Raw genomic sequence first — 12,973 nt, 5'->3', positions numbered from 1 at the left:
AACGATATTAGCTGTATTTTTATGCTATAATAAAAAAGATACGGAATGGACAATTTCGTTCAGGGATTAGTAGGAGTGTTGATAATGAGTGATGAGAAAGTCGTGACAATAAACGAAAAAATTCCGACATTGAGAGAACAACGAAAACAGCGTGCGAATCGGCGCTTGCTGTTTTTTTTATCATTCTTTTTTATGTTGCTTCTACTAATTGTTTACTTTCAATCACCAGCAAGTCATGTTAGAGAGGTGACTGTAGATGGCAACATTCATCTTACTCATGAAGAAGTACTGCATCAAAGTACACTTCAAATTGGGACAAGCATTTGGAACGTAGATGAAGACGATATTGTTAATAGGTTAAATGAACATATTGAGATATCTTCTGCCTATGTTGAACGTCGTTGGCCCACTACAGTCGAAATTACAATCTCTGAGCATGAACGGGTTGGCTATTTAGTTCATGATGATCGATATTATCCGATTTTAGATAATGGGATGAATTTATCTGAATTGAATAGGTCACATATACCAGCTGATGCCCCCATATTAGTAGGGTTTACTGAAGGGGCTGATTTATCAGAATTGTCAGCTGAACTTAGACAGCTACCGAATGCTTTATTGGAGCGTATCTCAGAAATCATTTATTCGCCAACGGAACAGGATGCACAAGCTCTCATCATGTATATGACAGATGGGATAGAGGTACATACAACGATCAATGATTTTCATGAAAAGGTGATTCCATATTTAGCGATTATTAATGATCTAGATACGAGTAAAAGAGGAATTTTGCACTTACAAATGAGCCCTTATTTTGAAGAGTGGGTGTCAGAGGAGGATGAAGAAGATGAAAGTGAGACGTAAGCATCTCATCCTATCCTTTGTGTTAATTGTTACAGGCTTTATTTTAGCGTTGAATTATGAGATGACTAATGAAAATGTCAGCTTAAATCCAGGGTATGATCGTCAGTGGGAGCGTGAAGATGAACTACGAAATCAATTGATTCTTGAACAGTCGACTAACCAAAAACTACAAGAGGATATGCGTTTTTATCAAACGCAGCTACGTGAACTAGAAGAACACGTCACGACACTTGATGAAGAAGAAGAAGTTCGCGCAAAAAATTTATTGGAGGATCTAGACCGACTACGAAAAGTAGTAGGTGATGTAAAAGTAGAAGGCCCTGGTATCGAAGTTTCATTAGAGGATTCAGATTATGTCCCTGATGGCGAGGATCCAAATAATTACATTGTCCACGAATTTCATATTCAGCGTGTTGTCCATGAGTTATTTGTCGCTGGAGCTGAGGCTATTGCTATTAATGGATACCGTTTAACAAGGCAATCTTACATTCAATGTACAGGACCTGTTATTCGAGTAGATGGTCATGTATCTTCTGCCCCTTTTGTTGTGACAGCCATAGGTGATTCTGATATTTTGGAATCAGCTTTGACGTTACCTGGTGGTGTGCACAGCCAATTAGTTAGTGACGAGATAACCGTTCGGATTCAAAAGAAAAATACAATTGAACTTGATCCTCATTTTACGGAGAGTGGGTGATCAATTGAAAGAAAAATGGGTATTTGCATTTATTACTCTCGTCATTGGATTTATGATTGCCATTCAATTTCAGACGACTAAAGAGCCAGTCATTAGAGACACAAGGGATATTAGAGAATTAAGAGCAGAAGTATTATCAGAACAAGAGAAAAGGCAAGAATTAACACAGGAAATGGAGCAAATTCAATCTTTAATTGAGCAATATGAACAGTCTGTCGATAATTTAGGTGGAGAAGTTACGACGGTAATTGAAAATCAAATTGAGGAAATGAGAGCGGAAGCGGGTTTAACCGAACAAGAGGGCTCTGGTGTTGTTATCACCATTACTTCTTTATATAATGACCAATATTTTGGACAAGATCGCTTCATTCCTTCTCCTGATGTATTCCGTTTTTTGATAAATGAATTAAATATTTATGGTGCTGATGAAATTGCTGTAGGAAATGAACGGATTATAACTACTTCTGCATTTCGAGATGTGAACCAAATGACCTATTTGAACAATCGACGATTGCCCCCTCTTCCTATAGAAGTGAAGGTGCTTTCAAACGACCCCGAACGTTTACATAATCATATGCTCGTTTCGGCTTCAGTTGATTTTTTTGAAATTGAAGGATATGAATTATCAATAGAAATGGTCGAAGAAATACAAATTCCTGCGTTTGACCAGACACCTCGGGTGCGTTTTATGGAAGAAGTGAAGGAGGAGTAGTTGGAAATGTGGTTACCGATTGTAGCTTTAATTATAGGAATTGTAGTAGGACTTATGACAGATTTTCGCGTGCCTGACGAATACTCGAACTATTTGTCGATTGCTGTGCTAGCTGCATTAGATACTTTATTTGGTGGGATTCGAGCTTATCTTCAGAACACCTTTGATACGAACGTATTTGTATCAGGTTTCTTCTTTAATATTTTATTAGCAGCAGGTTTAGCTTTTCTAGGTGTTCATCTTGGTGTAGACTTATATTTAGCTGCTATATTTGCATTTGGTGTTCGATTGTTTAATAATATTGCCGTTATTCGTCGAATGATATTAACGAAATGGAAAACAAAGCAGGAAAAAGATGCTTAAAATGAAGGTAGTTAAATAATTCATAAATATGTATCAGTACAAAAAGGAGAATATAAATTCTTGTTGAATATGTTTAGTAACTAGTTTAAAAGTAGAAAATGCATTGAAATGTTCAATAGATTATATAAGGAGGTGCCATAGATTGGACAACAGTGAAATCTACGTTAGTTTAGACATCGGTACATCCAATGTCAGAGTGATAATTGGGGAAATGTCAAATGGTACAATGAATATAATTGGTATGGGGAAGGTTGCTTCTGAAGGAATCAAAAAAAGCGCCATCGTCGATATTGATGAAACGGTAAAATCAATAAGAAGAGCGATTGAACAAGCTGAGCACATGGTTGGTTTAACAATCAACCAAGTCATCGTTGGAGTGAATGGGAATCACATTCAGTTACAACCTTGTCATGGTGTCGTGGCAGTTTCTAGTCCAGATCGAGAGATTAGTGATGAAGATATCACAAGGGTTATTGATGCTGCACAAGTTGTATCGATCCCACCAGAACGTGAAGTCATAGACGTTATTCCTAAGCAATTTATTGTAGATGGATTAGATGAAATCAATGATCCACGTGGAATGATAGGGGTTCGCCTTGAAATGGAAGGAACGATTATTACTGGCTCCAAAACGGCTTTACATAATTTATATCGCTGTGTAGAACGAGCAGGATTACAGGTGGCTGGTTTCTGCTTACAATCACTAGCTTCCGGTTCAGTTGCTATTTCAAAAGATGAAAAGAATTTAGGTGTATGTTTAATAGATATGGGAGGCGGATCGATTACGGTATCGATTTTTGACCAAGGGATATTGCAAGATACAGCTGTTGTTCCTATTGGTGGAGACCATATTACAAATGATATTGCTGTTGGTCTACGGACTTCGACAGAAGAAGCGGAGCGTATTAAAGTTAAATATGGGCACTCGTATATTGATGATGCAGAAGTCGAAGAGCGTTTTACTGTTTCAACGATAGGACAAGCAGACAGTGTGGAATATACCCAAGAAGATTTAGCGCACATTATCGAACCAAGAGTCGAAGAAATGTTTGAACTAGCTTATCGAGAAATTCATCGAATGGGATATCGTGATTTTCCAGGTGGCTTCGTCTTAACAGGTGGAACCGTTATGATACCTGGTGTGTTGGAGCTAGCAAGTGAGCTTTTACCTGGTAGTGTTAGAATGGCAATGCCTGATTATCTTGGGGTGAGAGAGCCCCAGTACACGACAGGTGTTGGTCTCATTCAATTCGCTTACAAAAATGTTAAAATACAAGGTAAAGAAATAGCATCAGCTGTTTCAAGCAACGCACATTCGAATTATGATCAACCTGTAAAGAAACAAGTTAAACACGAAATGAAGCGTGAGGAGAATAATAAGCCGAAATCTAAAGGGAAAGTGAAAAACCTTTTTAAAGTGTTCTTCGAATAAGTAAAGAGCGGGCATATTGTACAAATAGGAGGATCTTACATGTTAGAGTTTGAGATGGATATGGATCAATTAGCACAAATAAAAGTCATTGGAGTAGGTGGTGGCGGAAGTAATGCAGTCAATCGTATGATTGAAAATGGTTTAAAAGGTGTAGAATTTATTGCTGTAAATACTGATGCACAGGCGCTACATTTATCGCAAGCAGAAACAAAACTTCAGTTAGGTGGCAAGCTAACTAGGGGGCTTGGTGCAGGTGCTAACCCTGAGATTGGTAAAAAGGCCGCAGAAGAAAGTAAAGAGCAGTTAGAAGAAGTGTTAACTGGGGCTGATATGGTCTTCATTACTGCTGGAATGGGCGGTGGGACAGGAACGGGAGCTGCTCCAGTTATTGCCGAAGTTGCGAAGGAATTAGGAGCTTTAACGGTCGGTGTTGTTACTCGTCCATTTACATTTGAAGGTCGTAAGCGTTCAACACATGCAGCTACTGGGATTCAAGCATTGAAGGAAAAGGTTGATACATTAATTGTGATACCGAACGACCGACTGCTTGAAATTGTTGATAAAAATACGCCTATGTTGGAAGCATTTAGAGAAGCGGATAATGTACTACGTCAAGGTGTTCAAGGTATTTCGGATTTAATTGCTGTTCCAGGTTTAATCAATTTAGATTTCGCTGACGTGAAAACAATTATGAGTGATAAAGGATCGGCATTGATGGGGATTGGAGTTGCAACGGGAGAAAGCAGAGCTAGTGAAGCAGCTAAAAAGGCTATATCAAGTCCATTGCTTGAAACGTCTGTTGATGGAGCTCAAGGGGTATTAATGAATATTACAGGTGGCTCTAATTTGTCACTATATGAAGTACATGAAGCTGCAGAAATCGTATCAGCTGCATCTGATCCTGAAGTAAATATGATCTTTGGATCTGTTATAAACGAGAACTTAAAGGATGAGATTGTTGTAACGGTTATTGCTACTGGATTTGAAGAAAATGATCAACCTGCTTCAACTAGAACACTGTCACAAAAACCTCTAAAAAGCAATACGGTTAAACAGGCGAAGGAAGAGGGGGTATCTGAAGCAAGGGGAACTCAGCAAACTAAAAGTGAGCCAACAGAAGCAACTGATACGTTAGATATACCTACATTTTTACGAAATCGTCGAAATCGAAATCGATAAGTCTAAAGAGATTAAGCACATGCCATTTTTGGTATGTGTTTTTTTGTTTTTTATAAGTAGTTGATTGTATTTCCCACATCATTTTCTCTAAGCTATAACTGACAAATTGATTGAAAATCTCTTAAAAATAGTACGTGAAGTCTGTCATGAATTGACAGACTTCGTAATAGACTAGATGTATACTAGGCTTAAATTATTGGATGTGAGGGTTTCTATGACCATCTATCTAGACTTAATTTGGATTTTAAACCTTTGTATCGACTATCTCCTTATTGCCTTAACGTATTTACTGTTGAAACGGCCGTTTCATCATGTTCGAATGATTGGTGCTGCTTTTTTTGCATCACTCATTGTCTTATTTTTATTTACTTCATATGGACATATTGTATATGAACCATGGTTCAAGGCTATCTATTCTATATGGATTGTCGTAATAGCATTTGGTTATAAACGCTTCCGTTATTTTTTCCAAGTGCTTTGCATGTTCTACTTTGTAACGTTCATGACAGGGGGTGGGTTATTTGCATTGCATTTCTTCTGGCAAACGGAGTCAGATTTATTTGATGGACTATTAAGTGTGAACAAGGGCTATGGGAGTGGGATAAGTTGGCTCTTTATTTGTATTGGGTTCCCACTTGTATGGTACTTTTCAAAACAACGTTTCCAGGAGATCGAATTTAGGCAATTTCAAGCTAATCAATTAATAGATGTTCAAGTTGTAATAGGTAATAAGAGTATTACTTCAAAAGGATTGATTGATACGGGAAACCAATTGGTGGAACCTCTCTCTAAACGTCCAGTTATCATAATGGAAGCAAATTTATTCTATGAGTCTTTTTCAAAAGAATACATTGATCAACTTTTACAATTTCATGAACTATCGATGAAATCTAACGAACAATCAACGCAATTAGATGACCGTCTTACGATCATTCCATATCGCGTTGTAGGTCAATCATCCCCCTTTTTAACAGGGATTCGACCAGATTACATAAAGCTATATGAGGAAGGAGGAGTGATTCAAACTTCTAAGGTGTTGATTGCACTTCAAGATAAGGAACTTTCATCAGATCATTCGTTTACAAGCATTATTCACCCAGCACTGTTACAAAGGGGAATGACAAAAGAAGCAATGTCGTCATGAGTGAACGTCTTTAGCGAATGATTTATTTATATAATTTTTGTAATTTAAGGTAGGGGGCATACGATGCTGAAACTGAAAATGAAATTACTTTGGTACAAATTAATGTATCGAATGGGTATGAAGCCAGACGAAATTTACTACATAGGTGGTAGTGAGGCATTACCTCCGCCATTAACAAAGGAAGAAGAGGCAGTCCTTCTAAAAAAGCTACCAACAGGCGATAAAGCGGTTCGCTCGATGTTAATAGAAAGAAACTTAAGGTTAGTCGTTTATATTGCAAGGAAATTTGAGAATACGGGTATTAATATCGAGGATTTAATTAGTATTGGAACGATTGGGCTTATTAAAGCTGTTAATACGTTCAATCCGGAAAAAAAGATCAAATTGGCGACATATGCTTCTCGCTGTATCGAGAATGAAATATTAATGTATTTAAGACGTAATAATAAAACACGTTCGGAAGTTTCATTTGATGAACCATTGAATATTGACTGGGATGGAAATGAATTATTGCTTTCAGATGTATTAGGAACAGAAGAAGATATAATTACAAGAGGAATTGAAGAAAAAGTTGATCGTAAATTATTAGTGAAGGCGCTACACACATTAAATGAAAGAGAAAAACAAATTATGGAGTTAAGGTTTGGACTAGCTGGAGATGAAGAAAAAACACAAAAAGATGTAGCTGATATGCTCGGAATATCTCAATCATATATATCCCGACTTGAAAAAAGAATCATTAAACGATTACAAAAAGAGTTCAATAAAATGGTTTAAAGAGTGTTAAAAAAGAATTTTTGGAAAAATCTCGGGATTGTTCCGATTGCGTTGGAGAATAACGACCTACTAAAATTTTTAATTGGGACCTCCACTTTTTGAAAAATTTCTTAAAAAATTTTTTTCTTTTGAATAAGTCGTGTTATGACGTGCATGAGTCTTATTTTTGTGAGTTTATCCACAAAAGGCTCGTGCATATTTTTTCCTACGCAGGAGATACTTTTCTTAGACATCATCTCCCGCGATAGGAGGGAAAGAATTGACACGAAATAAAGTTGAAATATGTGGTGTAGATACGTCAAAGTTACCTGTTCTGAAAAATGCAGAAATGCGTGAATTATTTCAGCGTTTGCAAAATGGAGAAACAAGTGCTAGGGAAACGTTAGTGAATGGCAACTTAAGGCTTGTATTGAGTGTGATCCAACGCTTTAATAATCGCGGAGAGTATGTGGATGATCTCTTTCAAGTCGGTTGTATAGGTTTAATGAAATCGATTGATAATTTCGATTTAAGTCAAAACGTTAAATTCTCTACATATGCAGTGCCAATGATTATTGGTGAGATTAGACGCTATTTACGCGACAATAATCCAATACGTGTCTCTCGTTCACTACGAGACATAGCGTATAAAGCTTTGCAAGTACGTGATCAATTAATGGCGGAGAAGAAAAGGGAAAAAGAACCAACTGTACAAGAGATTGCAAAAGTTCTAGATGTACCAAAAGAGGATGTCGTCTTTGCACTTGATGCAATACAAGATCCTGTCTCCTTGTTTGAACCGATTTATAATGACGGTGGTGACCCAATCTTTGTAATGGATCAAATTAGTGATGAGAGGAATCGAGATGTTAATTGGGTGGAGGAAATTGCTTTGAAGGAAGCAATGGTACGCTTGAATGAACGTGAAAAGATGATTTTAAACATGAGGTTTTTTCAAGGAAAGACCCAAATGGAAGTTGCTGATGAAATTGGCATTTCTCAAGCTCAAGTTTCACGTTTAGAAAAGGCAGCTATTCAGCATATGAATAAGCATGCTCAAGTGTAGTACTTAAAATGAATATGAATTTAGTGTGTGAAACCTCAAAAGGAATGAAAGTAGTCCTTTTGAGGTTTTTTGTAGAATCAAAAATGGATAAGCGCATTCTATTAACCTTATGAAGATCACGGAAGTTGGAGAAGGGTTTATAGAAGAGCTTGGGCTTCGTTCGGTACACGTTGCTCTGAAGGGAAACCATATTTAAATCAACTAAACCCCTTGTAACGACTACGTACGATGCAATTAAGAAAAAACTGTTGCGCAGTATTCTTATGATTTAAATAAGGGTTTGTTCGAGAACTAACATATTTCATTAACCTGATTGCATATATAGTGTTAGGAGCTTAATTTCATAATGAGGAGCAGTGAAAACATGAAAATATCTGAACTACAAGCGAAGGACATTGTAAACATGGAAAATGGGAAACGGTTAGGACAATTGACAGATATAGAAATTGATCTACAATCAGGTCAAATTAGAGCACTTGTTATTAGTGGAACAGGTAGAGTCATGAGTATGTTCGGAAAGGAAGTTGAAGAAATCATCATTCCATGGAAAAATATTATTCGTATTGGTTCAGATGTCATTTTAGTTGAATTGCAATCAAAATTTAATATGCAACAACAAGTAAAGTAGGAAAACATGAGAAAGATGTTTCGCGTTTTTTCTTACCTATGATAGAATATATATAATCGTCTTATTCGTTAAAGGTAAGGAGAGAGTCAAATGGAGCCTTTTGAACAAGGATCGGAACGATATTTAAAGTTATCATATTGGGAAAACAAATATCCTTCCTTAGTTGCAGGCTTTACGACAAGAAACAGTGGAATGAGTTCAGCTCCATTTAGTAGCTTAAATATGGGGTATCATGTTCAGGATGATCCAGAGATCGTTTCTAAAAATCGTCAATTGCTTGCTAATGATCTTTCCTTTCCGCTTGTTCAGTGGGTTGGAACTGAACAAGTTCATCATTCAAAAATTGTTTGCGTTTCTCAAGAGCATAAAGGGATGGGTTCACAAGATTTGAGATCAGCTATTCGTGAAACAGATGGAATCTACACGAATGAGCGCAATGTATTATTAACTAGTTTGTATGCCGATTGTGTTCCAATCTATTTTTATGCGCCAAAAGCTACATTCATCGGCTTAGCTCATGCTGGATGGCGTGGAACAGTAGATCAGATTGGTCCTAAGATGATTAGACGCTGGTCGGAACATGAATCCATTCCAAAAGAAGATATCTTAATTGTCATAGGACCTTCGATTAGTAGAAGACATTATGAAGTAAGTGATATAGTTATAAATGCCATTGATGAATGTTTTGAACGGTCTTTTGATAAGTCTTTGTTATATGAAAAAATTTCAGATGATCATTACCTTTTAGATTTACAAATGGTAAATAAATATCTTTTTATTAACGAAGGAATACATCCTTCACAAATAACGGTATCATCTTTATGTACAGTATCGGATGAGCGGTTATTTTCACATCGCGCTGAGGGTGGGAAGACTGGTAGGTTAATGAGTTTCATCGGATTGAGATAGTTGGAAGGTGACATGGAATGACAATTGAAGAAAATGTTAAAAGCATAAATAATGAAGTGAAGGAAATTTGTCAAAAGATTGGACGGAATGTGTCCGATATACATATTATAGCTGTTACGAAGTATGTTTCAATTGAAACAGCGCAAGCGGCTCTTCACTCTGGGCTTCAACACATAGGTGAAAATCGTGTAGACGGAGCACTTACTAAATGGGAAGCTCTTCATCCTCAAGGGACATGGCATTTCATTGGAACACTGCAATCTCGAAAGGTAAAAGATATTGTCGGGAAATATGAATATCTCCATTCTCTTGAAAGATTGTCACTTGCTAAAGAGTTGGACAAGCGTATGCCAAGTGGAAGGAAGATGAAATGTTTCGTACAAGTAAACGTGTCCGGTGAAGAAACCAAATCAGGTATACTCCCTTCCTCAGTGGAAGAGTTTATTGAAACGTTAATGGAATATAAGGGGATAGAAGTCATAGGTTTAATGACGATGGCTCCTTACTATGATGACCAAGAACAAACTCGTCCTATTTTTCGGAAATTGAGAGAACTTCGTGACCAAATACGACAAAAAAAATGGTCGCACGCTCCATGCCATGAATTATCAATGGGAATGTCGAATGATTATAGAATAGCTCTTGAGGAAGGAGCGACATTTATTCGGATTGGCACTGCACTAGTTGGAAAAGAATGAAAAAAGGAGAGGTTACTGTGGGAATGAAATCGAAATTCAAACGTTTTTTTGAACTTGATGATCATTATGAAGAAGTAGAAGAAATGACGGAGCCTCAGCAAGAGGAAATAGAAGCTCCACAGCGTAGGTCTCGCTCCAATCAAACGAAGTCACAACAAAATCAACAAAATGTTGTTAGTTTACAAAGTATTCAAAAGGGTGCAAAAATGATTTTATTAGAACCGAGGACGTATGATGAGGCACAAGAAATTGCTGATCATCTGAAGAATCGCAAAGCTGTCATAATTAATTTGCAACGTATCTCGCACGATCAAGCAAAACGAATTGTTGATTTTTTAAGTGGGACTGTTTATGCGATTGGAGGAGACATTCAAAAAGTTGGGACGCATATCTTCTTATGTACACCAGACAATGTTGATGTAACTGGGTCCATAACGGAAATGATTCAAGAGCAATTTGAAGGATAAAAAGGTGGTGAATTTAGATGAGTGGGATTGGCAGTTTATTAATGTTGTTATTAACCATTTACTCTTATATGGTCATTGCATATATTTTGATGTCTTGGTTTCCCAATGCACGAGAGTCATCAATTGGACAAATGATAGGTCAGTTAGTGGAGCCTTTCTTGGAGCCTTTTCGCAAGATTATTCCTCCATTAGGAATGATTGATATTTCTCCCATTGTCGCAATTCTTGCGTTACACTTTGCGAGAATGGGGATTGCAGCTATTTTTTAAATGAGCTGATGGAAGTGGTGACTTCATGAGTATTTACCAACATTTCAGAGAGAATGAATGGACATTTGTTGATCAAGCATTAGAATGGCAGCAAGATGCCAAATTACGTTATCGAGAAAGATTAACTGATTTTCTTGACCCGAGACAACAAGAGATCTTACAAAGTGTCATCGGTCAGGATGACGAGGTAAATCTCTCTTTTCTAGGAGGTTCGCCTTTTTCTGAGAGAAAGCGTGCATTCGTTGCACCTTCTTATATTCAGACTATTGAAGAGGACTTTAAGCTTTCACTATGTATTATTCGATATCCTTCTAAATTTGTTTCGCTTGAGCATCGTGATGTATTAGGGGCATTAATGAATGTCGGTCTTAAGCGTGAAAAATTCGGAGATATTGTTATTGGTGACGGCTATGTACAAGTGATTATTGCCGAGGAAATTGAAGATTTTATCATTGCAAATGTTAAAATGATTGGAAAGGCGTCGGTATCACTCGAACGAAGACCTATATCTGAACATGAGAAAAATGAAGAAGTTTGGGATGAACAAACAACGACGATTTCGTCTCTTCGGTTAGATGCGGTTTTGGCTCAAATTTATAAGCTATCTCGTTCTAAAGTACTTCCAATTATTGAGAAAGGCCTTGTTAAAGTGAATTTTAAAACAATTGATCAGCAGTCCTTTCTGCTAGAAGCAGGTGATCAATTGTCAGTAAGGGGATTTGGTCGATCCAAGCTTATAAAAGTTGAAGGAAGAACGAAGAAGGATAAGTACAGGCTTCGTTTTGGTCGACTTTCATAATATAATGAAGTAAAAGAGGTCGTTCAAAAAGTATCAAAAAATATGGCGATGGCTCTGTTCGCTACGCGTCTTGTGATGAGAAAACCGCCATTTTGAACAACCTCTAAAAGGATTTTCGAAATAAATGTCGAATAAAGTGTAAGTAGACAAGTAAGCAACTAACTAGGAGGTGGCGATATGCCTTTAACGCCTTTAGATATTCATAATAAGGAATTCACTAGAGGATTTCGTGGATATGATGAAGATGAAGTAAATGAATTTTTGGATCAAGTTATTAAGGATTATGAGGCTGTATTGAAAGAGAAGAAGGATTTATTTGAGCAATTGACAACTCTTGAGGAGAAGCTTGGTCACTTCCAAGATATGGAGGAGACGCTTAATAAATCGATCTTAATCGCTCAAGAAACGGCTGAGGAAGTAAGAAGAAATGCTCAAAAGGAAGCACAATTAATTGTGAAGGAAGCAGAAAAAAATGCTGACCGGATTATAAATGATGCGTTGTCTAAATCACGTAAAGTGATGATGGATATGGAAGAGCTGAAAAAGCAAGCTTCTGTATATAAGATGCGTTTTAAAATGTTAATTGAAGCGCAGCTTGAAATGCTTCGAACTGAGGATTGGAAAGAAATGACTGCAACCGTTGATGATGAAGAGGAAAAGACTAGTTATACTGAATAATAACTTGATCTTCATTCATGTCTGACTTATAATTACTTCATTCGTTTAAACAAAATAAAAGTAAACACAATGATAAGGAAGAGTACAGTATGTTTCATGTACGTAGCGATTCAGGGATGGTGAAAGCCTGATTACATAGCATATTGGAAAATCACCCTTTAGTATTGCGCTGAACGCTATAGTAAGCTGCAACGTCTCATTCACGTTAAGAATGCTTGAGTGGAAAGGTTACCTTTTCATGAGGGTGGTACCACGGGTTAACTTCTCGTCCCTTTTTTAGGGGTGAGGAGTTTTTTGATTTTCAAAATTAAG

General features: G+C 37.0%; 16 protein-coding genes and 1 other annotated feature. All 16 genes read left to right on the top strand.

The window, feature by feature from the left end; translation table 11 throughout:
* Window positions 1–84: 84 nt before the first annotated feature.
* On the top strand, window positions 85–864 hold the full coding sequence (locus ACERJO_RS05330; RefSeq protein ID WP_247103860.1) for a cell division protein FtsQ/DivIB: 780 nt from the start codon (window positions 85–87) through the stop codon (window positions 862–864).
* Window positions 848–1,561, top strand: coding sequence for a DUF881 domain-containing protein (locus ACERJO_RS05325; protein WP_373646796.1), 714 nt, complete (start codon window positions 848–850; stop codon window positions 1,559–1,561). Before ACERJO_RS05330 ends, ACERJO_RS05325 begins: the two co-directional genes overlap by 17 nt.
* 4 nt (window positions 1,562–1,565) lie before the next feature.
* Window positions 1,566–2,273, top strand: a complete 708-nt coding sequence (locus tag ACERJO_RS05320; protein WP_373646795.1) for a DUF881 domain-containing protein — start codon at window positions 1,566–1,568, stop codon at window positions 2,271–2,273.
* Window positions 2,274–2,279: 6 nt separating this feature from the next.
* Entirely contained in the window at window positions 2,280–2,636 is a 357-nt protein-coding gene (locus ACERJO_RS05315; protein ID WP_247104140.1) for a small basic family protein, read from the top strand.
* A 142-nt stretch (window positions 2,637–2,778) separates the two neighbouring features.
* Window positions 2,779–4,068, top strand: coding sequence for a cell division protein FtsA (ftsA, locus tag ACERJO_RS05310; RefSeq protein WP_373646793.1), 1,290 nt, complete (start codon window positions 2,779–2,781; stop codon window positions 4,066–4,068).
* Between the two features lie 39 nt (window positions 4,069–4,107).
* Window positions 4,108–5,247 (top strand): cell division protein FtsZ, encoded by a 1,140-nt coding sequence (gene ftsZ, locus ACERJO_RS05305; RefSeq protein WP_373646791.1) that lies wholly within the window; start codon window positions 4,108–4,110, stop codon window positions 5,245–5,247.
* A 214-nt stretch (window positions 5,248–5,461) separates the two neighbouring features.
* The gene (gene spoIIGA, locus ACERJO_RS05300) at window positions 5,462–6,391 is read left to right on the top strand and encodes a sigma-E processing peptidase SpoIIGA (protein WP_373646790.1); all 930 of its coding nucleotides are present in this window, start codon (window positions 5,462–5,464) and stop codon (window positions 6,389–6,391) included.
* 63 nt (window positions 6,392–6,454) lie between these two features.
* Window positions 6,455–7,168 (top strand): RNA polymerase sporulation sigma factor SigE, encoded by a 714-nt coding sequence (gene sigE / locus ACERJO_RS05295; protein ID WP_035340447.1) that lies wholly within the window; start codon window positions 6,455–6,457, stop codon window positions 7,166–7,168.
* A 259-nt stretch (window positions 7,169–7,427) separates the two neighbouring features.
* Window positions 7,428–8,213, top strand: a complete 786-nt coding sequence (sigG, locus tag ACERJO_RS05290; RefSeq protein ID WP_035340449.1) for an RNA polymerase sporulation sigma factor SigG — start codon at window positions 7,428–7,430, stop codon at window positions 8,211–8,213.
* A gap of 364 nt (window positions 8,214–8,577) precedes the next feature.
* A complete protein-coding gene (locus tag ACERJO_RS05285) occupies window positions 8,578–8,841 on the top strand; it encodes a YlmC/YmxH family sporulation protein (RefSeq protein ID WP_247103867.1) in 264 nt (87 codons plus the stop codon).
* 90 nt (window positions 8,842–8,931) lie between these two features.
* The gene (gene pgeF, locus ACERJO_RS05280) at window positions 8,932–9,750 is read left to right on the top strand and encodes a peptidoglycan editing factor PgeF (RefSeq protein ID WP_373646789.1); all 819 of its coding nucleotides are present in this window, start codon (window positions 8,932–8,934) and stop codon (window positions 9,748–9,750) included.
* A gap of 17 nt (window positions 9,751–9,767) precedes the next feature.
* Entirely contained in the window at window positions 9,768–10,448 is a 681-nt protein-coding gene (locus ACERJO_RS05275) for a YggS family pyridoxal phosphate-dependent enzyme (protein ID WP_373646788.1), read from the top strand.
* A 17-nt stretch (window positions 10,449–10,465) separates the two neighbouring features.
* Window positions 10,466–10,915 carry a cell division protein SepF gene (locus ACERJO_RS05270; RefSeq protein ID WP_373646787.1) on the top strand — a complete coding sequence of 150 codons (450 nt, stop codon included), beginning with the start codon at window positions 10,466–10,468 and terminating at the stop codon, window positions 10,913–10,915.
* 17 nt (window positions 10,916–10,932) lie between these two features.
* Window positions 10,933–11,184 (top strand): YggT family protein, encoded by a 252-nt coding sequence (locus ACERJO_RS05265; RefSeq protein WP_247103871.1) that lies wholly within the window; start codon window positions 10,933–10,935, stop codon window positions 11,182–11,184.
* A 25-nt stretch (window positions 11,185–11,209) separates the two neighbouring features.
* Window positions 11,210–11,983 carry a YlmH family RNA-binding protein gene (locus tag ACERJO_RS05260; protein WP_373646786.1) on the top strand — a complete coding sequence of 258 codons (774 nt, stop codon included), beginning with the start codon at window positions 11,210–11,212 and terminating at the stop codon, window positions 11,981–11,983.
* Window positions 11,984–12,160: 177 nt separating this feature from the next.
* Window positions 12,161–12,661, top strand: coding sequence for a DivIVA domain-containing protein (locus ACERJO_RS05255; protein ID WP_247103873.1), 501 nt, complete (start codon window positions 12,161–12,163; stop codon window positions 12,659–12,661).
* Between the two features lie 60 nt (window positions 12,662–12,721).
* Window positions 12,722–12,937, top strand: a binding site (T-box leader).
* Window positions 12,938–12,973 lie beyond the last annotated feature (36 nt).

This window comes from Halalkalibacter sp. AB-rgal2 (assembly GCF_041821005.1).
Classification (GTDB): Bacteria; Bacillota; Bacilli; order Bacillales; family Bacillaceae_D; genus Halalkalibacter.
The sequence above is the reverse complement of the archived record's forward strand: the minus strand, read 5'-3'. Positions and strand labels throughout refer to the sequence as shown.

Excerpts from the sequence above, each read along its gene's own strand:
- ACERJO_RS05330 (WP_247103860.1), top strand. The coding sequence starts at position 85 with ATGAGTGATGAGAAAGTCGTGACAATAAACGAAAAAATTCCGACATTG.
- ACERJO_RS05325 (WP_373646796.1), top strand. The coding sequence starts at position 848 with ATGAAAGTGAGACGTAAGCATCTCATCCTATCCTTTGTGTTAATTGTT.
- ACERJO_RS05315 (WP_247104140.1), top strand. The coding sequence starts at position 2,280 with ATGTGGTTACCGATTGTAGCTTTAATTATAGGAATTGTAGTAGGACTT.
- ftsZ (WP_373646791.1), top strand. The coding sequence starts at position 4,108 with ATGTTAGAGTTTGAGATGGATATGGATCAATTAGCACAAATAAAAGTC.
- spoIIGA (WP_373646790.1), top strand. The coding sequence starts at position 5,462 with ATGACCATCTATCTAGACTTAATTTGGATTTTAAACCTTTGTATCGAC.
- sigE (WP_035340447.1), top strand. The coding sequence starts at position 6,455 with ATGCTGAAACTGAAAATGAAATTACTTTGGTACAAATTAATGTATCGA.
- ACERJO_RS05285 (WP_247103867.1), top strand. The coding sequence starts at position 8,578 with ATGAAAATATCTGAACTACAAGCGAAGGACATTGTAAACATGGAAAAT.
- pgeF (WP_373646789.1), top strand. The coding sequence starts at position 8,932 with ATGGAGCCTTTTGAACAAGGATCGGAACGATATTTAAAGTTATCATAT.
- ACERJO_RS05275 (WP_373646788.1), top strand. The coding sequence starts at position 9,768 with ATGACAATTGAAGAAAATGTTAAAAGCATAAATAATGAAGTGAAGGAA.
- ACERJO_RS05265 (WP_247103871.1), top strand. The coding sequence starts at position 10,933 with ATGAGTGGGATTGGCAGTTTATTAATGTTGTTATTAACCATTTACTCT.
- ACERJO_RS05260 (WP_373646786.1), top strand. The coding sequence starts at position 11,210 with ATGAGTATTTACCAACATTTCAGAGAGAATGAATGGACATTTGTTGAT.
- ACERJO_RS05255 (WP_247103873.1), top strand. The coding sequence starts at position 12,161 with ATGCCTTTAACGCCTTTAGATATTCATAATAAGGAATTCACTAGAGGA.